We start from the raw sequence: 21,822 nt of genomic DNA, 5'->3' as shown, positions 1-21,822 counted from the left end.
AAAACTCTGATTATTAACAAAACAAAAACAGAGTCACATGCATATAAGCAAAATAATATATGGTTAATCTTTTCTTATTTAACCAAATTGTTTCTTGTAATGAGATGGAGACATGCCTTGAAGGCGAGAAAAGGTATGAGTAAAAGCACTTTGGCCGGAGAAGCCCGTCAGCTCTGCCACTTGACCTAATGAGAGGTGGCCTTTTTCAATCAATGACTTGGCCATATCTATCCGCTTACCCAACACATATTGGTGGGGTGTAATACCCATCTGTTCTTTAAACAAGTTGTGAAACTGGCTCTCGCCAAGGAACACACTGCCTGCTAACTGAGCAACGGATATCTTCTGACTAAGATGTTGTTCAATGTATCTGTCGATGGCTTCAAGGTCGAAGCGTGAATCTTTACGAGATGTTGTAAAAGTCGACATATGACGCTGCAGCAAAGCAATCACTGTGTCATTGCAAGCCCGACTGAGAAGCAAGTCCTCTGGGCTAGACTGCATTTCTGCAACAAGCATTTGTATCAGCTTTTGAATTTGTCCATCGAGTTGGAAATAGGTATCGCGCTGGTTGAGTTCGTTGAGTTTTTGCAGCATTAACGGGTCATCCCATGATGGCGCGGGCATATTCAACACCAGAATATCGGATTGCCCAACTACACCGCCAAACGCATGACCAGAGCCAGACGTAACCACACAGCCTTGACCAGGCCCAACTAAATTACCAAACCCACTTACTTCAAATTCCGCCTGTCCCTTCAATCCAATCACTATTTGGGTATAGCTGTGATCGTGACAGTCCATATAAGATGGCAGTGTCACTAGCTCTGCGGGCTTGGGTGACAAAAGTTTGGCATGTTCACCAATCAATGGTGTGTACTTAGATGCTGTCATGGCACAATTTGTGATCTCGAATGGCACTAGAGTCGCATGTTATACCAAAATCCCTTCAATTCGAAATTTATCGATTAATATGCAATTGGGTACAGCATCACATTATTGAAGAGTGAAAAAAGTACCGAACATAGGTTAAAAAGCACACTTTCAACCGCTCCGGAAGAATGATCAAGTGCACATAAATTACGGTATATGTCACTTCTAGCAACTTTTCTTTTTGAAGATGCCCAATCTTCACTTGCATATTTCCCCAATCAACTCAAAATGATAGATAGCATCCAAGTTTTATATACTTAAGTTAGATTAATCTGATTAATCTGTTAAAAAGAAAGATGCTAGGTTAAAAGAAAACTTGGGAGAGGCAGGGAAACAAGGACTGTCAAAAGTTTGTCTTTTTTTGGTTTTTACGTTGGTAAAATGAAACGTTAATTGTTGCAGGGAAATATGATAACACGTCGCATCCCAGCGCTTTTACTTGCGCTAAGCCCTATGTGGGTATCGACTTCGGTTTTTGCGGAAACGGCAACCTCTGCCGATCCTGTCGCAACTATCGATGGAAAGTTAGAGAACAAACAAAGTGAACTACAGACACTTGGAGCTGAGTTTGAACAAGAATCTGAGCGTTTACAGCAGCTAAGGGCTGAGCTGACCAAGTACCAGCGTGAAGAGCAAGAGCTAAACGCCAAACGTAACCGTGCCAAGTCTGCACTGGACAAACAATATAACCGCCTTCTAGACGATCCAGATGTTGACCTGCTTTCTTTCCAGCAGGAGTATCAACAAGCTTGGGCTTCGGTTAAAGAAAACCAAAGTCAGATTCTTGAGCAAGAACAAACCATTACCGAACAGGAAATGCGTTTGTCGCAAATCAAACAGAAACGCTCTCGCATTAACTCAGAGTTATCTTACCTAAAAGAGCAGAAAGTCGAAGCGCGAGTGAAGCGTCTTGACGCTGAATTACGCGAAAGCGATGTGCTCAACACAGCATTTAAGACCACTTGTTCTGCTACCATGACACTTGGTGAATGTACCAATCAAGGTAAATACCTAACTAAGCAGCGCGCTGTAAACACGTTCAAAGCGAAACTGCTTGATGGTTTAACTGAAGCCAATCTGGCTAAGCAGAACCTTAAAGGTGTGCAGCTGAATGTGTTTGTTCAGGAAAGCCAAATCATCCGCTCTGGTTTTGAAGGTAACAACAGCTACTACACTGAAATGCAGGCGCAACTTCAGGCGCGTCCTGAAGCTTCTGCAGCGTGTAAGCTATTGAACGTGTCATCTCGTTACTGCCTAAACGGCACTGAAGTTGTCAAAAAAGAACAAGGCAACAAAGAGAAGAGCTGGGCCAACATTACCATTCGTTCAGATCAGTACGAAGATCGTGTCACCATTAACGGTGTCAACTACGGCAGCACACCTGTTGAAGTTGTGTTACCAAGAGGCAAACATCAGTTTACTGTGTCGAAAGATGGCTACCAAACCTACAACCGTACAATTCCAGTCAATGGCAACGATACAGTATGGGTGAAGTTGCGCCCAGATTCAGATATTTAACCCACTTCTCTTTTTGGAAAGAGGGGAATTGCACAAAATTGACCTAAAACGCCGTTTTGTCGTAAGTTATCGCTTTATAACTTAAGACAAAATGGCGCTTTCGTTTAGAATAAGCCCATTAGATAGAAAAGAATTGTAGATATAGATAATGCGAACTGGTTTACCAACGCTTCTTCTTGCTTTATCACCATGCTTCATCACGGCTAATGTTGCGGCACAGGATACTCGTGATCCGATTGTCGAAATTGATCAGCAGTTATTTGATAGGCATGGAGAGCTGAAAGCGGCAACTCAAGCTCGGGATGAGCAAAAAGCGACGTATGAGCAACAGCAACAATCTGTCTCTGAGTTAACCAAGCTGGCCAAATCGCTTGATGAGGCACTGACCGAGGCAAAAACACGCCTTGAAAGTGATTACTCACGGATGATTGAAGACCCGAACATCGATCTCGCCGCTACTCAGAAAGCCTACCAAGATGCCTGGTCAAAGGTAAAACAAAACCAGAAAGAACGTCTATCAGAAGAACAGCAACTGCAAGAGCTTAAACACCAGCTTGATCTCGCGAACAATGAAGTTGAATCGATTGAGCAAGGCATCGATGCTCTCGACCAGAATAAGTTACGCGCACGCGCCGAGCGCCTTCAAGAGGAGCTTCAGCAAGCTCATTCCTTATCTGTGAGTTTCACTAATCGCTGTCAGGCAGATATGACTATAGCCCAGTGTGATCGCCAGACTCGCGATCTTGCTTTGCAAAAGGCGGTTAAGCAATTCCAGTCAGAACTTGTAGCAGGCACCAGTGAACCTCAAGTGGTGAAATTGCATGCCAATAAAGTTCCCTTCAACATTCACGTTTTGCGCTCAAAAGCGAAAGAATCTGGCTTCTATGATGGTGTTCGTTACCGCAGCTTAATGGACGTTGAGATGCAAGCCAGACCAACCCAGAGCGCAGCTTGTACCCTATTGGGCATCGATAAGAAATACTGCTTCGAACCGGAAGCACTGAGCGATAAAGATCAGTTTGTTAGCAATAAAGAAGTGGCTTGGGTCACTTTGAATATCCGTTCTAACCTTTACGATGATAACGTTGAGATCAACGGCGTAAACTATGGCAGCACACCTGTCGAAGTCATGTTACCCGTTGGGCCGCATATGATTACCGTCCAGAAAGAAGGCTACCGCTCTTTCCATCGTGAGCTGACCGTCAGACGTGATCAAAATCTTCGTGCCGTTCTGGTCGAAAAAGAGAACCCATTGCGTGAAGGTGACAAGTTCGCAGACTCACTGGGCTCTGGTTATCAAGGCCCTGAGTTGTCCACTATTCTATCAGGCCAGTACATTCTTGGTGAACATGGCTCGAAGCAACTTCAGTTGAAACACCCATTCGGCTTTGGTACGACACCTATCACCGTTGGTCAGTTTAAAACGTTCGTTGACGCCACTAACTACCAGACTGACGCGGAGCTTAAGAACACCTGTACTGCTATCGTAAAAGGCGAAGTAACACCTATCTCGAAGGGCTACTGGCGCAACCCAGGCTTTAAACAAGCAGCAAACTCTCCTGTGGTTTGTGTTAGCAGAAACGATGCTCAAGCCTACGTAAACTGGTTAAGCACAAAAACCAAACATACCTATCGTCTACCAAGTGAGGATGAATGGGAGATCGCCGCAAGAGCAGGCGCGGAAACCAACTATTGGTGGGGTGACAGTTTTATCCCCAATCAAGCCAACACGGGTTGGGGAGGAACGCCTTGGTCAAACAAGAGTACCTCTCCCGTCAATGCGTTCAAGCCAAACCGTTTAGGTATTTACGATACTGTAGGCAACATCTGGCAATGGACCAGTGACTCACGCGGCCTGCTAAAAGGTGGCGCTTGGAACTTTTCACCAGACATGGCGGCGGCTCATCAGCAGCTTTCGCTATCAAGTTCTTCTGCTGCAAACTATGTCGGATTCCGTGTCGTGAGAGACATCAACTAAATAAACAATACACATAATGGTTTAGGGGGGATTTCCCCCCTTTTTTGTGCCTCATTTCCACGTAGAATTTCTCCTGAGCTCACCCAACAATGGGCTCAGTATCGATTGATACGTCTATGCTCAGTTCCTCGTACTGAGTGCATAGAACCTCTTCTACACGTCGACAAGAATTATTCTTGTATTTGCCAGCTATCCTGTCGATCGCTGGCTTTTTTTTTCGTTCGATACTTGTCGATTTGCCGCAAAAATTCTTATTTTTAAAACCCTTACAGCAAATCTAGGATGGATTGACAGATTACTCATCTGATATCATAACCGGAGTACTGTAAAAGGTAGACATCGCTTTGGAACCGCACCTAATCTCTTTATTCAATCAACTCCCGGGTTACTGGGGATGCAAAGACCTCAATTCCGTTTTCGCTTACGCTAACCACTCTTATGCCAAACTAATTGGCTTTGAACTGCCAGAGGATTGTATCGGTCTCACCGATCATCAGATGCCTAGCCCAACCACTAAGTGTGCCAGTGACTTTCAGGAGCAAGATAGGTTCGTGATTGAGACTAAACAGTCAATTAAGGTACTGGATGTTCACCCCTACCCTGACGGCAGTTGGCGCACACACATTTTCAGTAAGTCCCCTTGGTATGACTCTCAAGGAAACGTTCAGGGCACTATCTTCTATGGTCAAGAGCTCACTGATACCGCAGTGTTGGAGGTCGGTCATTGGATTTGTCGGGCGACGGGTTTACACAGTGAAGAGCGAATCTCGTTGAATCAATTGTCGCCGCAAAACCATCAAATCAAGCTGACAACAAGAGAGTCAGAAGTATTGTTTTTGTTGCTGTACGGTAAGAAGCCGAAATACATAGCCGATGTCATGAACATCTCGACTAAAACGCTGGAAAACTACGTGTTGCACCTAAGAGGGAAATTTGGTGCCCACAGTAAAGCACAACTGATTGATATGGCTCTGGATGCGGGATTTGGCTCGCACATCCCTCAAACCCTGCTAAGAACACAGCTTTCAGTCGTATTGAGTAATGAATACGCCGCATAGCACGGCGTATTCAACGTATGTGTTGTAAGCGGCTAACCTATGGTGCTAAACGGTCAATCTGCCACTCGCTATCTGACTTGGAGAATAAAAAGCGGTCATGAAGGCGGTGATCGCCACCCTGCCAAAACTCAATGCTTTCAGGTTTAATACGAAATCCTCCCCAGAAGCTAGGAACCGGAATCTCGCCCTGTGCAAACTTTTGCTTCAGCTCAAGAAACTTACCTTCTAGAACGCCGCGTGTAGAAATGCGGCTACTTTGTCGACTTGCAATCGCCGCCAGTTGGCTTTCTTTTGGACGTGAGGAGAAGTACTTAATATTTTCTGCAACACTCAACTTCTCAGCCACACCCGTAATATGCACCTGACGCTCCAATGGATGCCATGGGAAATGAAGGCTAACTCGTGAATTAACTTCAATTTGCTGCGCTTTGCGGCTACCTAAGTTGGTATAGAAGACAAACCCCTGTGTATCGACATACTTCAGCAACACGATTCGCTGGAAAGGCTGACCGTTTTCGTCTACCGTCGCCACTGTCATTGCGGTTGGATCAGTGAGTTTAGCGTCAATCGCTTGCTGCAACCACAGATTGAATTGATCTACTGGGTTGGTTTTGAGGTCTTTCCTACGCAAACCACCTTTACTGTATTCACGGCGGATATCTTCGAGTTCCATCTTCTCTCCTGCGAAATTTTTTTGCCGATTGTGCGCTCATATATACATTAACACAAGCTCATGTACCAGATTGTCTCGGGAGATTTGATGCACGTAAAGCGCTATCGATTGGTAGAAAGCAAGTTATCAAGAAAAATCACCGTATATACTTAGTACAACTGATTGATTGTTTTCTATTATTTAAGTGTTTGATATGGCACACCGTTCTAACGACTACAGCTTAACATTTATCATTTTGGATAATAGAATCAATCAAATACGTAGAAGTAACAAGGATCATCAATGAGTCAGGACAATTACAACAAGCTCTCTGGCAATGAGCTTGAGTATGTGGATGACAAAACGGCAGCGCTTTTGCTCAATACGCCTAGTAGTGCGCGCGTTATGCTGTGGGTAATGGTGGTGTTTTTTATTCTTGCTGGCGTATGGGCATCATGGGCTCAAATTGATAAAGTTACCGTCGGGCAAGGGAAAGTTGTGCCTTCTTCGCAAATACAAGTAGTACAAAACCTTGAAGGCGGCCTAGTCAAAGAGATTCTCGTCCGTGAAGGCCAAGTCGTTCAAAAAGGTCAGCAACTACTTTTGATCGATGACACCCGCTTCCGCTCTGATTTTCGAGAGAGAGAGCAGCAGGTAGCAAACCTGACTGCGAGCGTACTGCAGCTATCTGCTTCCATCACAAGCGTCACAATCAATGAAGACTTCAGTGAAAAATCTTGGCAACAAAGTGTTCAGCTCGATTTCAGTAAGCTTGCATTCCCCCCTCAGCTTGAGGAGAAACAACCCAAACTGGTAGAACGCCAACGAGCCGAGTATCGTCAAGACTTAAACAATCTACGAAATCAGATCTCTTTGATTGACCAGCAGGTCAAACAGAAACAGCAGGACTTGGTTGAAATTCAGGCAAGGGTACGCAACCTACGCGAAAGCTATAGCTTTGCTCGTAAAGAGCTGGAGATCACCAAGCCCCTTGCTGACGAAGGCGTTGTACCTAGAATTGAACTCCTAAAATTACAACGTCAGGTGAACGATACCCGTCGAGAAATGACCTCCAGTGAATTGAAAGTACCGGTACTCAAGTCAGCTATTAAAGAATCGATGCTTAGCCGTATTGACGCTGCTCAAAAATTCCGCTCAGAACAACAAGAAAAGCTCAACGAAGCACAAGACAAACTGTCTGCACTCACTGAGTCGACTGTTGGTTTGGAAGACCGAGTGAATCGCACGGTTGTGATTTCACCTGTAGCAGGTACGGTCAAAACACTGAATGTAAACACCGTAGGCGGCGTTATTCAGCCAGGTATGGACATAGTCGAAATTGTTCCTAGTGAAGATACATTGCTTGTAGAAGCGAAGATAGCTCCCCAAGACATCGCATTCCTTCGACCAGATTTGCACGCTATTGTAAAATTCAGTGCTTACGATTTTACCAAGTATGGAGGCCTGGAAGGGTCACTAGAGCACATCAGTGCTGATACCACGACAGACGAAGAAGGCAATAGCTTTTATCTGGTTAGGGTGCGTACCAAAGAAACCAGTCTGAACAACGATACCTCTTTACCAATCATTCCTGGGATGACCGCTTCTGTCGATATCATCACGGGAAAACGCACGGTAATGGAATACTTACTTAAACCAATTTTGGGCGCCAAAAATAACGCACTAAAGGAATAACGATGCGAACAACTGAGACTACAAGTAAGGTCAGAGTATAGCCAGCATGAAATACTGGCTCGCAGCTCTATTTATCATTTTAGCTTCCACAGCTTCACAGGCGCTCAATACTCAAGAGCAGCGCTGGGTCGAAGCTGTGCGCAATACTTATGGTGATCGAGCGGGCAAACGTGTCGAAACATGGCGTCGTGAGATGGAGCAGTTTAAGGGGCTTTCGGAAAGACAAAAGCTCACTGAAGTCAATAGCTTCTTTAATCAACTGAACTTTGTCAACGATGACCGTTTATGGGGAAAGAAAGACTACTGGGCCACTCCACTGGAATTTCTTGGCAGTAATGCCGGCGATTGCGAAGATTTTACCATCGCAAAGTATTTCTCTCTCCTTGAGCTGGGTGTCTCAGATAAAAAACTGCGTTTGGTATACGTTAAAGCTATCACGCTTAACCAGTTTCACATGGTGCTCGCATATTACTCTAAGCCCAGTGCGGAACCAATTCTGTTAGATAATATCGATCCACAAATCAAAAAAGCATCCAAGCGCAGAGATTTATTACCGATTTACAGCTTCAATGGTAAAAACCTGTGGCTAATGAAATCAAAACAAGGACAACTGGCAGGAAAATCTTCCCGACTCAGTCTGTGGAATGACCTTCGTGCCCGTGAAAAATCACTCAAACTGAACAAACCAATAGTGAATTACGATGAGTAGGCAATATGACTTTATATAAACAGCTTGTCGCGGGAATGATTGCTGTATTTTTGATGCTGATGGCCTCGGTCTTCATCATTGAATTTAATACCACGCGCAACAACTTAGTGCAGCAGCAGCGCTCAGAAGTGAACAATACCATCAACACAGTCGGCTTGGCTTTGGCTCCATATTTGGAGAACAAGGATCATGTCGCGGTGGAGTCTGTTATTAACGCCCTGTTCGATGGCAGTAGTTATTCGGTTGTCCGACTAATCTTCTTAGACAACGGCGAAGAAATCCTACGCTCATACCCAGTCAAACCTTTGGATGTACCTGATTGGTTCACCAGCCTGCACCTGTTTGAGAAAATTCACGATCGCCGAGTCGTCACCAGTGGGTGGATGCAATTGGCTGAAGTTGAGATCGTCAGCCACACTGGGGATGCCTACACCCAGTTGTGGAAGGCTTTCGAACGTCTGGTCATTGCTTTCAGTCTGATTTTCACTATCGGTCTTCTGGCCATCGCCTTCATTCTTAAGCGTGCACTTCGCCCTCTTCAACTCATCGTAGAGAAAATGGAGCAAGTAGCTCGTAACCAGTTCGGTGATCCATTACCGCGACCAACCACAAGAGATCTGATCTATGTCGTAGATGGTATCAATAGCATGTCTGCTCAGGTAGAAAAGTCCTTCAAAGCGCAAGCCAAAGAAGCTCAACAACTTCGTGAACGTGCCTACATCGACCCAGTATCTGGGCTGGGTAACCGAGCTTACTATATGAGCCAATTGAACTCTTGGCTTGGCGAAGGTGGCTTTGGCGGTGTGGCAATTCTGGAAGCCAGTTTTATCCATGAGCTATATGAAGAGAAAGGCTACGAAGCCGGTGATGGCATGGTACGAGAACTGGCTGATCACCTTAAAGTTTCTCTAACTTCGCCGGATGTTACGCTTGCTCGTATTTCTTCTGCTGAGTTCGGCTTCATCTTACCGAATATGGATGAAGCGGACCTTAAACTCGTATCCGATAGCATTGTTACTTACGTTCAAGATATCAATGCTGACCCTACAGGCATGGCGACGTCGAACTTATCGCTTGGTGTGGTCTACAGCGAAGCAACTAAGAGTGCATCTGAAGTACTCACCATGCTAGATAATGCCTTGGCGACGGCTAAGTCTGACCCAGAGATAACCTATGGCTACGTCACTGGCGACAACTCTGAGAACTTGATGGGTAAACAGCAATGGAAGACGCTTGTTGAAGAAGCAATGAGCAATGACTGGTTCCAGTTCCGCTTCCAGGCAGCCAATGACAGTTGGGGGAAAACCTATCATCGTGAAGTATTCTCTGCGATTGAGAAAAACGGTGAGCGTTTCAGCGCCAACCAATACTTATTTGCTCTTGAGCAACTTAATGCCAGCCATCTTTTCGATGAGTATGTCATCAAAGCCATTGTGGAACGTTTAGAGAATGGCGAGTTTTCCGAGCCAATCGCGATCAACGTGTCGCAAAGCAGTATCGCTCAACCAAGCTTTATTCGCTGGATCACTCAAATGCTCAACCGCCACAAATCGGTCGCACACCAACTGCACTTCGAAATTCCTGAAAGCTGTTTCGTTAATACACCTCACCACACTGCTCTTTTCTGCAATGCCGTGCGTAATGCGGGATCAGAATTTGGTGTTGATAACTATGGACGTAACTTCCAGTCTCTCGACTACATCAATGAGTTCCGTCCGGCTTACGTCAAACTGGATTACCTATACACGCACCATCTGGATGATGAGAAGCAGAAATTTACCCTGACTTCTATCTCACGTACCGCACATAACCTTGGTATTAAGACCATTGCGTCCCGAGTTGAGACACAAACCCAGTTGGATTTCTTGTCTGAACACTTTATTGATGTCTTCCAAGGCTTCATTGTCGATAAGTAAAAAGGTTATAGATGCAGGATCCTTTATTAAATTCGCTGATTTATGTCAGCCGCTATTACGGTCTGGCTAACTCGCCGGAAGCCTTGATAAATGGCTTGCCTTTAACCGAAGGCAAGCTGACACCATTTTTATTCCCTCGCTCGGCTGAGCGTGCCGGTCTGGTCGCAAAAGAAAACCGTTCCAAGCTCGAAGATATTTCGGATTTAGTTTTGCCCGTGGTCTTACTGCTTAAAAGCGGTGATGCGTGCGTGCTTAACACTATCAACAGTGAAAAACAGGAAGCAGAAATCGTCACGGGCGAATCTGGTTTAGTGCCGATTGCTATTCCTATTGAAGAGCTCGAAGAACTCTACATTGGTCGCTACTTTCTGGTTAAGAAACAGTTCCGTTATGACGAACGTTCTCCAGAAGTCCTCAAAACGCGCGAAGGGCACTGGTTCTGGAGCACGATTTGGCAGTCGAAGAACATCTATCGTGACGTGTTGATCGCTTCTATTCTGATTAACTTGTTTGCCGTTGCAGCGCCAATGTTTACCCGTTTGGTGTATGACAAGGTGGTGCCCAACCTCGCCTTCGAAACCTTGTGGGTGCTGGCAAGCGGTATCTTTGTCATCTTCCTATTTGATCTGACACTCAAGATAATGCGCAGCTACTTTATCGACGTAGCAGGCAAAAAATCCGACATTCTGATCTCTTCCAAGCTGTTCAGTAAAGTACTTGGCATTCGAATGGAAGCAAGGCCACCATCAGTCGGCGCGTTCGCTCGTCATTTGCAAGAATTTGAGTCCATTCGGGAGTTCTTCACTTCAGCCACCATTGGTTCTTTAATTGACTTGCCTTTTGCGCTGCTATTCCTTGTTCTAATCTGGCTGATGGCGGGTAACCTTGTTCTGGTTCCGATTGCAGGCGTGCTGATCCTGATCATCTACTCGGCGCTGATTCAGGGACCTTTGCGACGCACAATAGAAGAGGGGTCACGCCTAGCCTCACAAAAGTACGCTAACCTGATTGAGAGTCTGTCAGGGCTAGAAACCGTCAAGCTGTTTGGTGCTCAAAGCCAATTCCAGTTCCGCTGGGAAGAAGCGGTCGCTCATATGGCAAACTGGAACATCAAGAGTCGTCGCATCACAGATGGCATCCAGAACACTGCAGGCTTCGTTCAGCAAGCATCCAATGTTGGGATGATCATTCTTGGCGTGTACTTGATTGCAGAAGGTGACCTCACCATGGGTGGCCTGATTGCAGCAACCATGTTGAGTGGTCGAGCCATTGGCCCTATGGTTCAGCTTTCTTTGCTATCCACACGATACAACCAAGCCAAGTCTTCAATGACCATTATTGAACAAGTGATGGAAATGCCAGATGAGCAGGAGGAAGGGAAACGCTATATTCACCGTCCAATTGTTCACGGTAAGATTGAATTGGACAAGGTCACCTTCCACTATCCTGACTCACCGATAGCTTCTATTCGAGACCTGAGCATTACCATTAAGCCTGGTGAGAAAGTCGCTATTATTGGTCGAATTGGATCAGGTAAAACCACGCTTGAGCGTTTGATCCTTGGATTGTTTAAACCAACTGAAGGCCATGTTCGTATTGATGATACCGATATCGAGCAGCTTCATCATATCGATATCCGACGCAACATTGGCTGTGTGCCGCAAGACAGCCAGCTATTCTATGGCTCCATTCGCGATAACATTACTTTAGGTCGTCCATTGGCCGACGATCGTGATGTGATGGATGCGGCAAACCGCGCTGGTGTGACCGTATTTACTCAGCAGGACCCAGCGGGTCTAGAACGCCAGGTCGGTGAAGGAGGCTTATTGCTCTCCGGTGGTCAACGTCAAGCCGTTACCATTGCACGCGCCTTCCTTGGTCGCCCACCAGTACTGTTAATGGATGAGCCAACCAGTGCTATGGATAACCGCTCTGAAATGCACATCAAGCAACAGTTAGCGCAACTAAAGCCATCGGAAACGCTGATCTTGATTACGCATAAAACATCTATGCTAGATGTGGTAGATCGAGTCATCGTGATGGAGAAAGGCTGCGTCATCGCTGATGGGCCTAAAGCTGAAGTACTCAACAGTCTTAAACAAGGCAAAGTCAGAGCCGCTAACTAAACTGACAGAAACAATAAAGCCGCTCAGTATTGAGCGGCTTTTCTTTATCTGCGATAAGAAGAGTTGCCTAGATTAGCAGTTTGCTGGGCCAACTTCTGTCCATACACCCCACTGACCAGATTGAGCTGGGTCATCACCTTGTGTCCACCACTTCGCTTCCCAGACTTTACCATCCCAAGTCACTTGGTCACCACCATTGTATACTGCGCCAGAATCCCAAACGTTGGTACAAGTACCACCACCAGTATCTTTCTTCGCTACAACGACAGTCGCTGAAGCAGACGACGTCGCTTGAGCATCGCTGACTGTTACAGTAAATAGCAAAGAAGTATCTTGCGCATACTCTGAAGCCGTGAATGTCACCGTTGCGCCATTAATGGTGGCATTAAGTCCAGCAGGCACATCCCAGCTGTACGTTAGTGTGTCATTATCTGCATCACTAGAACCAGAAGCGTCAACCACTACCACATCTCCAGCATTCGCTGTAGCAGGTGCTGATACTGCCGCAACTGGTGCAGTGTTTACAGGGCCAGTATCTTTCGCCTTTACTGTCACAACAACTGTGTCGGTGCCCGTCGCACCTTCATTATCCGTCACCGTCAATTTGAAAGTAAGCGTTTCAGTTTGTGCAACTTCAGCTACATCGAAACTCGCCTGTGCAGTGTTTGCACCCGTTAGTGAAACGCTAGTACCTGAGAGCTGTTCCCACGCATAGCTTGCAACACTGCCATCCGAGTCGCTTGAGCTGCTGCCATCCAGTACAACCGATGCTGGGCCTGTTACTGAGACATCCGCTCCCGCTGCTGCAACTGGGGCTCTATTTGCTGGTGTTCCACCAGCTAGCCCTTCATGCATTGCGTTTAGAATGTCGCCATTATCAGCATCAATTTCCCAAGAGAATAGACCGGCAAGGCCCAAGTTACGGACATATGCACCTTTCGCTTTGACAGAACGGTCATCATCAAACGTAATCAGCTGACCTGTAGAACGGTTCCAAACCCAAGGTGCTTCAGCTTGCGCATCGTATCCATATTCAAAACCGTTGATGCCGGTATTGTCTGCGCCAAGCATAAAGGATTTCACACCTTTATAGTCGATCACACCATCTTCCCAGACACCTTGTGCTGTGCTCCCTTTCAGCTTACCAGTACCTGTTCCTGTCATTGGGTCATTAGGATCGGTGAGCGTATCAGGTGTCACGCCTTCCCAACCACGGCCATACATGGCGGTACCCACAACGAGTTTATTCGCAGGTACACCTTGTGCTAGCAGAAGCTGAATACCATTGTCCGTCGTGTAAGCAGGGCCTTTATACGGTTCGCCATTTTCATCTACACCAGAGCCATCACACTGACCTGGGCGCATGAATGTACCACAGTACAGTGCCGTCTGATGACCAGGAACATTGTTCCAACCGCCGTAGAAGTCATACGTCATGGCAAAGATGTAATCCATGTACTGAACTGCATCCCCGTAGTTCACATCTTCAATTTTGTCGTAACCCACACCGATTGCTGACGTAAGCTCATAAGTTCTGCCAGTGTCTGCTTCCAACTGGTCAAGCATCGCACGAAGCTCTTGCATCAACGCAATGTACGCTGGGCCATCATTTACAGGATCACCTAAATCAGGAGCAGCACCGCCGCCGCCTGGGAATTCCCAGTCAATATCCACACCATCATAGAACTTCCACGTCGTCAGGAAGCGCTTAACAGAAGCGACAAACGTGTCTCGGTTCGCTTTGGTAGTAAAGTCAAAGAATGGGTCTGATAACGTCCAGCCACCAATGGAAGGGATGATTTTCAGGTCTGGATTGCGTTGCTTAAGCGCCATAAGCATCGCGTAGTTGCCTTTGATGGGAGAGCTGTACTCATGGCCGGCTTGAGGGAAGCTCTTCTGATAAGCCGCCCATGGGTCATGAATCACGACTTCATAGTCTGGAACCCCTTTACATGCGGTCATCAGTGCGTTGTAGCTGTTACCACCGACTGATTTCACTGATTCGTTCGGGCCACAAATTGGAATAAAGCCGTATAGAATATGGGTCAGGTTATCGGCAGGAATATTGTCTACCGTAAAGTCACGGCCATAGATACCCCACTCAACAAAGTAAGTACCAACGACCGTGTTAGGGTCCGTGTTGTAACTCTTGTTGTTTGGATCAACATTCATCGCCAGCGGTGCAAGGTGAGCACCATCGGTGTCAGCAACCACAATTTCAGCAGGTGCACTCGTGCTACAACCGCTTGCATCACACGCTTCAATCGTCATCTGATAACGACCGCCATTTGCATATTTGAAGCTTGCTGTGGTCTGGCTACCCGTAATTGCTCCGGTTGCCACCTGAGTTCCGTCAAAGTAAACCTTGTAGGTGTCCCCTGTTGTACCACTCCACTGATTAAATTTAATGGTGATATCTGCTTCATCGAAATATTTCACCATGTCGTTGTAGCCAGAAGTGGTTTCCATTGCTAACTCAATCTTCGAGAACTGAAGATTGTTCGAGCCGTAAACATCAATACTAGGGGCTGTTGGTGCAGCCATCGCGGTGCCGGATAGCGCCAAAGCGATACTAGCGGCGCACAAAGTTATACGATTCATACCTATTTCTCTCATTCCTTGTACATTTACCCGAAAGTTGGGAAGTGATACCTATCATCGTAAGCCGCGTTTAACTGCCTGCTGGCCAAGTATTGAGCCGAAAGACTTATCGAGGATCGGTATTCGCTGTTCTACGGATACATCGCGAAGAACATCACTTTCAGTATTTGAGAGACTTTTTTTTTGATGAAAAAAATAAAGGTTGTTTTCGAGGCAAGATCAGAAAATAGTTGTATATACGAGGTCTGTTACATTACAAATTGGATTTCGACCCATAATTTATAAAATCCTAACAAGTCGAAAAACATACTTATTTGTCAATAATTTAAAGAATGAGATACCAAATATTGGAGGATCTCCATTACAAAATACTGCCCCCTAAAAATTTTAGGAGGCAGGTTTTAATTAAGGATTATTTGGACTTAAATCGCGCCGTGAAATGACGCAGCACGGGAGGTTCATACTCAAACATTAAGCCTTTAAGTTCATGAGCACGCTCTTTGAGCGCAATGATCGCATCGGCAATATAATCCATGTGATCGTTGGTATATACACGACGAGGAATGGTAAGACGCATCAGTTCCAATTCCGACGATTTTTGTTTGCCTGTTTCCGGATCACGCCCCAGGAGCAACGAACCAATTTCTACCGCTCGAACTCCAGCTTCAAGGTATAGGGCATTACACAAGACGTGAGCTGGAAACTCTTCTGGTGGAATGTGAGGGAGTATCTTCGCTGCATCGACAAACACTGCATGCCCACCTGTTGGATACTGAATGGGAATCCCCCCTTCTCGTAGGCGCTCTCCAAGATATTGCACCTGACTGATCCTATAGTGGAGGTAGTCTTCGTCTGCACCTTCATATAGACCACGAGCCAACGCTTCCATGTCTCGCCCTGCCATGCCGCCATAAGTGACAAACCCTTCCATTGGTACACATCGCGTTTGCACGGCTTGGAACAGCTCTTGGTGGTCTCGAATACAGCACAGGCCACCAATATTGACCATAGGGTCCTTCTTAGCGGACATAGTCAGCATATCACCGTATTGATACATCTCTCGGATGATTTCTAAAATCGACTTATCCTGATACCCCTCTTCACGCTGTTTAATGAAATAAGCGTTTTCACAATAGCGTGCAGAATCAATCACAACGGGGATGTCATTCTTGCTTGCCAACTCATAAACCGCACGCATGTTAGCCATAGATACGGGCTGACCGCCAGAACTATTGCAAGTCACTGTGGTGATAATGGCGCAAATGTTATGCGCACCATACTGCTCAATAGTGGCTTTAAGTTTGTCGAGGTCGAAATCTCCTTTCCAGTCATACGGGGTCGTCGTATCAAAAGCATGTCTGTCGACGACATTAATGGCCTTGCCTCCATTTAACTCAATATGCCCCGCCGTGGTATCAAAGTGATAGTTAGAGATGAAAACTGGCTCCGTCCCGCCGCGAACACTGCGCATACGCTCAATCAATGCCGGGAATAGAATTTGCTCCGCCCCGCGACCTTGGTGAGCGGGCACCGTTAGCTTATAACCAAAAAAGTGCTCTACAGCCTGGCAAAGATTGTAATAGTTGCGACTCCCTGCGTAAGACTCGTCCCCCATCATCAAACCAGCCCACTGGTTGTCACTCATCGCACCTGTGCCCGAGTCAGTCAGAAGGTCAATATAGACATCATTACTTTTTAGCAAGAAAGGATTAAGACCGGCTTCGTCAAGCGCAGCAACTCGGTCTTGATAAGTGGTCATTTTGATCGGTTCAACCATTTTAATGCGAAAGGGTTCTGGAATGCGTTTCATATTTAATTTCCTATAGATAGATCGATCCCTGCAGACAATCTGCATCGGATTTCAAGCGTTAAATTGCGAATAGATGGTGCGAGTGCACCTAGGAAATCAAAGCGAAGGGGATTCTTTGCTCAAAAGCGATAGGCAAAAGTCTAAGTTGTACCATGACGACAACACAAAACGGCTGTCTTGCATCCAAATGCAGTTCATAGCGTTATCCTTCTCGTAGGTTATAGACATAACCATCAATATAGTCGTAATCTCACCTATTTACCGTGAAATGTCACTCAAAATTTATAAATCACACACCCCAAAATCATTATTTAATAAACCTTAGCAAAATAGGTCATCCGTACCCTTAAACACCTGTCACACTTAGCTTGCGCTTAGTTAGTGGTTTATCATCACTGAAAGTTAAGTTTCCGTGAAATCTTATCACTTTGACATTCATCTAATTGAAATATCTGGACTTGCTAGGCAAAGTGTTGGCTAACCAAATCAAATGGATCAAGTCATGAAAATCAAAACAACATTATTGGCCGCCGTTGCATTAAGCATCAGCGGTATGGCGGTGGCTGAAGTAACCATTACCGTCCCAGACACTGTGGATGTATTGGTTGCGAACGACGCAAAACCAGAGCTCTCTGGTGGCTTCTTTTCAGCAAACAAAACGCTGACTTTACCTGACGGCGAAAACCAAATTTTGTTCCGCTACCAGCCATACTTCACGCAAGGTAATGACCGTATTATTCTTGAAAGCGATCCCATTATTGCCACGTTTGATACCAATGATACTGAACTGACATTCGATATGCCTAAATACCGCGATCAACACGAAGCGGAGAAGAAGATTAAAAATGTCGACTGGCAGCTTACAACTGCAAGTGGCAGCGCTCTAGCAGTTACGCAGGATAAGCTCGTAAAAGACGGTATGCAGATCGGCCGAAACTTCCAGATTGAACTGGCAGATTACAACCGCCGAGGTGGTGTTGCAGCTGTCTCTGCCGCCGCTATTGGCGCCACGGTACAACCAGTAACTCTACCTGCTAAAGTCACCAAAGAAGGCGTCAAAGGCGACTCGACTGCCGAGGAGATGCTGCATTTCTGGTATAACAAAGCCGACGCGGAAACACAGGCGCGCTTCAAACAGTTCTTACTGGAAAAGTAATCAAGCCCAATAAGCCAAAAGCCAGCGCATTAAGCGCTGGCTTTTTCTATGGCAGGGTGACCTGTTGAAATTTGATAGCACTCAAGATCGTTCTCCATCAAACACTCAAACACGACAGAATCCAGTTTCGATTCATCTACCAATTCCTGCAGTATTTGCATTGTTTCCTCAAGTGACACGCCTTGTCGATAAGGGCGTGATTGAGTTAGAGCCTGAAACACATCGGCAATGGCCACAATTCGGCTTGGTTGATCGAGATCTTTGGCTGTTTTCCCTAACGGGTAACCAGACCCATCCAGCCTTTCATGATGATTCGAAGCCCAATCAATAACTTGGCTAGAGCGAAACATATTGGTCAATGCGTGACGGGTATCAGTCGCATGGCGCTTTATGCACGCATACTCTTCATCCGTCAGCTCTGCAGGTTTATGCAAAACAGCGACCGGAGTTTTCAGTTTTCCAATATCGTGCACTAACCCTGCCAGATACAGCATACGTTGTGCTTTGGTCGAGTACCCCAGTTGTTTACCCAGAAATGACGTTAACTCCGCAACATGACGAGAGTGCTGAAACGTGAAAGTGCTTTTTGCATCGACAATCTGGGCAAAGAATTCCGCTACAGCAATCGTGTCTTCCAATCCCAATCGAGATGAAAAGAAAGGTACCGATGGAAAGCGACTTGCCATTGTCTCGATATAGCGAGATTCCATTGAAAACCAGAAGTCATCGTTGTCTATCAACTCACACATGTGCTGAACCATATTAGGCTCAAACAAGATCCCAGCATTGGCGGTCAATTCCCCGATTATCGACTTTTTGTTGTTCTCGGTGATATTGCCGTATTGGTCTGGGTAAAAACGTGAGTAGAGATAATCAACCCGGTCAGAGATGAATAGCAATCCGGCGAGTAGTTTATCGTTTTCTGAAGCTCTGGTTTCGCAACTCAGCTGCTCCCACCAGGTATGATGATACAGAACTGGCAATGCTAATCCAGCCAGAGGCGGGCAAGCGCTCAACAGCCCATAACCTTTAATACAATGCTTTTTGGTGTTCTCCGGAGCCATCGACTTGAATAGGTAGGAACGCTCATTAGACTGCGAAACACCGCAATCATGGATCAATCCCAGGGAAAAAGCGATTTGAGCCTGCTCTTCCTCCCACCCCATTCGTTTAGCACATTGATAAGCAATGTATGCAACTCGGTGACCGTGATTTATATCATCAATTCCGACTGCATCGAGGGCTGAAGCGATTTCAAATAGCACCTGACGTAAATCTACGCTTACGTTATCAAGCGGCTCATCCATTAGTAATAACCTAACTGACTAATTTTTCTTATTTTAGGGCTGCAAGGCTAAACGATTTCCTTTCATAAAAACCACAAATTATTTAAGACTATTTATATAATTGTGATTTGCATAACGTCTTGGGTGAATTCCGTGCTACATGGAAAATGTTTTTTGCAACAAGTGTTTATGGTCATACCAGTCTTACTCTGTTAAGTTAGCTCTTCATATTCAACTTGTTTAGGTTCCTTATGTTCACAATCTCTATCGACTCTGAACTCGAACTCGCTCTTGTTCAGGAATCATTTGCCACTCATTACAGTGAATTAGTATCCAGTCAAACCGAGTATTTATCCCAGTGGCTAGCTTGGCCGCCCTACTGCCAGTCAGAGCAAGACTTCCGTATGTTCGTTCAGCGCGTATTACATGAATATGCAGACGGGAAATCAATGACCTGTGCGATCATCTATAACAGCAACATCGTAGGAAACTGCAGCTTCAACACAATCAATTACGACACAAAAACTGTCGAGATTGGTTATTGGCTATCGCAGCACCAGCAAGGAAAAGGCATCATTACGCGCGTGGTGAACAAACTGATTGATATTGCGTTTAATGAGTACCAGATGGAGAAGGTCCAGCTATGTGCCGCCAAAGATAACCTGCCGAGCCGACGAGTCGCCGAGCGAGTAGGTATGACCCTAGAGGGTATCATCACCAATAAGGAAAAAGTTGGAGATCGAATTCTGGATCATGCTGTCTATGGAATTCATCGCCAGAACACCCATCATTGAGTAGATTGATTCCAAGCACAGATTTATTTGTTGGCTGAGGTATTTAGACTCACTTGGTGCTAGGATTGCGGCTTTAGAATCAAAGAGAGAACACCGTGTCTTCAATGTTAAAGCTGCTCTTGGTCGTCGTAACGCTTGGTGCAGGCTTCTTCGCCGGTGACATTTACCAGTGGTTTAAAACCCGTTCCCAAGTCAAACCTTTGTCAGAATATTGTTTACTCACTACTGAAGCTTGTGAAAGCAACGATGTTCGTATAAAAGTTGATCGCGACATCAGTCAGCCATTGGTACCCACTGAAATCGTCGTCGACTGGCCCGAAGCTCAACAAGAAAGTCTGTTGCTGACTTTGGAGGGCCACGAGATGGAAATGGGTACCGCCGTATTTAAACTCAATAAAAGCTCAACAGGTCAGTTTACAGGCCAGGTTATTCTGCCGGTATGTACGACTGATGCCATGACTTGGGTTGGCGAACTCACTGATGGCCAACACAGTGTGAGCACCTCGATTAGGATGGAACAATGAGTAAGAACTGGTCTTTAATTTTAGTTGCTGCGTTTGCACTAGGCTTTGGCGTGAAAGCGTATCTGGATTCACAGCCAACGACCGAGGCTCCTGCTGCAACCAGTAAAGAAGTCGTCCTGTTCGGTGAAAACGACAAACCGGTCAAAATCTTCGACCAACAAGACTCTCGCGTACGCATCGTTTACTTTGGATTCACACGTTGTCCAGATGTCTGCCCAACCTCGCTAGCCATGTTAGCAGGCGCGCTGAATCAGGTGGATGATGAGGTAAAATCTCACTTCAGACCTATGTTTGTTTCGCTTGATCCTGAACGTGATGCCGCGGCGGACTCTTACAAATACGCCCAGTACTTCCATCCAATGATTGAAGGCTTGTCCGCGCCACTCGATGTCACCACACCTTTGGCACATAAATACGGCGTTATTTTCCGTAAGACCAAATTAGAAAACTCGGAGCTGAAGTACACCCTTGACCACAGCTCCTATTTTTATTTCCTAAAACCAGATGGCACATTAATTACTAAAGTGCCACACACGCTGACACCAGCTCCTTTGGTTGAAGCGATGAAAACACTTACGTCACAAGGAAAATCCTAATGAAGTTAAAAGCCCTCATTTTAGCGTCTATCGCACTTAGCCCACTTGCTCACGCTGCTTCAGACATCATGCTATCCCATACCTATGCACGTGCGACACCACCGAGTGCAGCCACTAGTGCTGTGTTCACTGAAATCATGAACCACAGCGCAAAAGACCGCGTTATCGTATCAGCCAGTACAGACGCTGCAGGCAAAGTTGAGCTGCATGATGTGATTAAAGATGGCGATGTAATGAAAATGCGTCAGGTAGAGCAAATTACTGTGCCAGCCAATGGTATGGTCGAGCTAAAACCCGGTAGCCTACACATTATGTTATTTGACCTGAAAAAGCCGCTGGTCGAAGGTGAGAGCATTGATGTGAAACTGACCTTCGCAAACGGTGAGGAGCAGACCGTCTCAGCACCTATCAAGAAAGTCATGAGTGGGATGAGCCACAAACATCATCACTAAGTTTTGTTGATTAGCCCG

17 protein-coding genes are annotated in these 21,822 nt (G+C 45.9%); 12 read left to right on the top strand and 5 right to left on the bottom strand.

Translation table 11 applies throughout. The annotated features are described in order from the left end of the window. Window positions 1-78: 78 nt before the first annotated feature. Complete coding sequence (locus tag QMA41_RS11600; protein WP_281629707.1) at window positions 79-894, bottom strand: AraC family transcriptional regulator; 816 nt, start codon at window positions 892-894, stop codon at window positions 79-81. Between the two features lie 447 nt (window positions 895-1,341). Between QMA41_RS11600 and QMA41_RS11595 the strand changes: the two genes are divergently transcribed. The 3 genes from QMA41_RS11595 (at window position 1,342) to QMA41_RS11585 (ending at window position 5,487) form a co-directional block, all read left to right on the top strand. Further along, window positions 1,342-2,451: a PEGA domain-containing protein gene (locus tag QMA41_RS11595; RefSeq protein WP_006960205.1), complete on the top strand. Its 1,110-nt coding sequence runs from the start codon at window positions 1,342-1,344 to the stop codon at window positions 2,449-2,451. A gap of 148 nt (window positions 2,452-2,599) precedes the next feature. Beyond that, entirely contained in the window at window positions 2,600-4,429 is a 1,830-nt protein-coding gene (locus QMA41_RS11590; RefSeq protein ID WP_006960204.1) for an SUMF1/EgtB/PvdO family nonheme iron enzyme, read from the top strand. A 344-nt stretch (window positions 4,430-4,773) separates the two neighbouring features. Next, complete coding sequence (locus QMA41_RS11585; protein ID WP_006960203.1) at window positions 4,774-5,487, top strand: helix-turn-helix transcriptional regulator; 714 nt, start codon at window positions 4,774-4,776, stop codon at window positions 5,485-5,487. A 37-nt stretch (window positions 5,488-5,524) separates the two neighbouring features. Here the strand turns inward: QMA41_RS11585 and pdxH are convergent, their stop codons facing one another. Next, window positions 5,525-6,160, bottom strand: a complete 636-nt coding sequence (gene pdxH, locus QMA41_RS11580; protein ID WP_172851469.1) for a pyridoxamine 5'-phosphate oxidase — start codon at window positions 6,158-6,160, stop codon at window positions 5,525-5,527. A 282-nt stretch (window positions 6,161-6,442) separates the two neighbouring features. Here pdxH and QMA41_RS11575 point away from each other — a divergent pair, with 282 nt between their 5' ends. Genes QMA41_RS11575 through QMA41_RS11560 form a run of 4 tightly spaced genes read left to right on the top strand, consistent with a single transcriptional unit; the run spans window position 6,443 to window position 12,585 of the window. Next, on the top strand, window positions 6,443-7,834 hold the full coding sequence (locus QMA41_RS11575) for an HlyD family type I secretion periplasmic adaptor subunit (protein WP_281629706.1): 1,392 nt from the start codon (window positions 6,443-6,445) through the stop codon (window positions 7,832-7,834). Window positions 7,835-7,880: 46 nt separating this feature from the next. After that, window positions 7,881-8,543: a transglutaminase-like cysteine peptidase gene (locus QMA41_RS11570; RefSeq protein WP_019276978.1), complete on the top strand. Its 663-nt coding sequence runs from the start codon at window positions 7,881-7,883 to the stop codon at window positions 8,541-8,543. 5 nt (window positions 8,544-8,548) lie between these two features. Continuing rightward, a complete protein-coding gene (locus tag QMA41_RS11565) occupies window positions 8,549-10,459 on the top strand; it encodes an EAL domain-containing protein (RefSeq protein ID WP_021458226.1) in 1,911 nt (636 codons plus the stop codon). Between the two features lie 11 nt (window positions 10,460-10,470). Then, window positions 10,471-12,585 carry a type I secretion system permease/ATPase gene (locus tag QMA41_RS11560; RefSeq protein ID WP_281629705.1) on the top strand — a complete coding sequence of 705 codons (2,115 nt, stop codon included), beginning with the start codon at window positions 10,471-10,473 and terminating at the stop codon, window positions 12,583-12,585. 72 nt (window positions 12,586-12,657) lie between these two features. On the opposite strand, the gene QMA41_RS11555 is transcribed toward QMA41_RS11560, so the two are convergent. Together QMA41_RS11555 and QMA41_RS11550 are read right to left on the bottom strand one after the other, a co-directional pair. Beyond that, on the bottom strand, window positions 12,658-15,186 hold the full coding sequence (locus tag QMA41_RS11555; protein ID WP_281629704.1) for a glycosyl hydrolase family 18 protein: 2,529 nt from the start codon (window positions 15,184-15,186) through the stop codon (window positions 12,658-12,660). Between the two features lie 412 nt (window positions 15,187-15,598). Further along, complete coding sequence (locus QMA41_RS11550) at window positions 15,599-16,996, bottom strand: tryptophanase (protein WP_281629703.1); 1,398 nt, start codon at window positions 16,994-16,996, stop codon at window positions 15,599-15,601. 502 nt (window positions 16,997-17,498) lie between these two features. Between QMA41_RS11550 and QMA41_RS11545 the strand changes: the two genes are divergently transcribed. Next, window positions 17,499-18,152: a DUF2057 family protein gene (locus tag QMA41_RS11545; RefSeq protein WP_281629702.1), complete on the top strand. Its 654-nt coding sequence runs from the start codon at window positions 17,499-17,501 to the stop codon at window positions 18,150-18,152. 29 nt (window positions 18,153-18,181) lie between these two features. Here QMA41_RS11545 and QMA41_RS11540 read toward each other — a convergent pair whose 3' ends face one another. Further along, complete coding sequence (locus QMA41_RS11540; RefSeq protein ID WP_021458230.1) at window positions 18,182-19,459, bottom strand: HD domain-containing protein; 1,278 nt, start codon at window positions 19,457-19,459, stop codon at window positions 18,182-18,184. Between the two features lie 230 nt (window positions 19,460-19,689). Here QMA41_RS11540 and QMA41_RS11535 point away from each other — a divergent pair, with 230 nt between their 5' ends. The 4 genes from QMA41_RS11535 (at window position 19,690) to QMA41_RS11520 (ending at window position 21,804) form a co-directional block, all read left to right on the top strand. After that, complete coding sequence (locus QMA41_RS11535; protein ID WP_019276985.1) at window positions 19,690-20,232, top strand: GNAT family protein; 543 nt, start codon at window positions 19,690-19,692, stop codon at window positions 20,230-20,232. Window positions 20,233-20,336: 104 nt separating this feature from the next. Further along, a complete protein-coding gene (locus QMA41_RS11530) occupies window positions 20,337-20,756 on the top strand; it encodes a hypothetical protein (protein ID WP_019276986.1) in 420 nt (139 codons plus the stop codon). Beyond that, the gene (locus QMA41_RS11525; protein ID WP_006960189.1) at window positions 20,753-21,352 is read left to right on the top strand and encodes an SCO family protein; all 600 of its coding nucleotides are present in this window, start codon (window positions 20,753-20,755) and stop codon (window positions 21,350-21,352) included. The genes QMA41_RS11530 and QMA41_RS11525 overlap by 4 nt, the downstream gene beginning before the upstream one ends. Next, entirely contained in the window at window positions 21,352-21,804 is a 453-nt protein-coding gene (locus tag QMA41_RS11520) for a copper chaperone PCu(A)C (protein WP_019276988.1), read from the top strand. Before QMA41_RS11525 ends, QMA41_RS11520 begins: the two co-directional genes overlap by 1 nt. Window positions 21,805-21,822: the final 18 nt, after the last annotated feature.

The organism is Vibrio sp. St2, from assembly GCF_947311885.1.
In the GTDB taxonomy this organism is placed as follows: Bacteria; Pseudomonadota; Gammaproteobacteria; order Enterobacterales; family Vibrionaceae; genus Vibrio; species Vibrio coralliilyticus.
The sequence above is the reverse complement of the archived record's forward strand: the minus strand, read 5'-3'. Positions and strand labels throughout refer to the sequence as shown.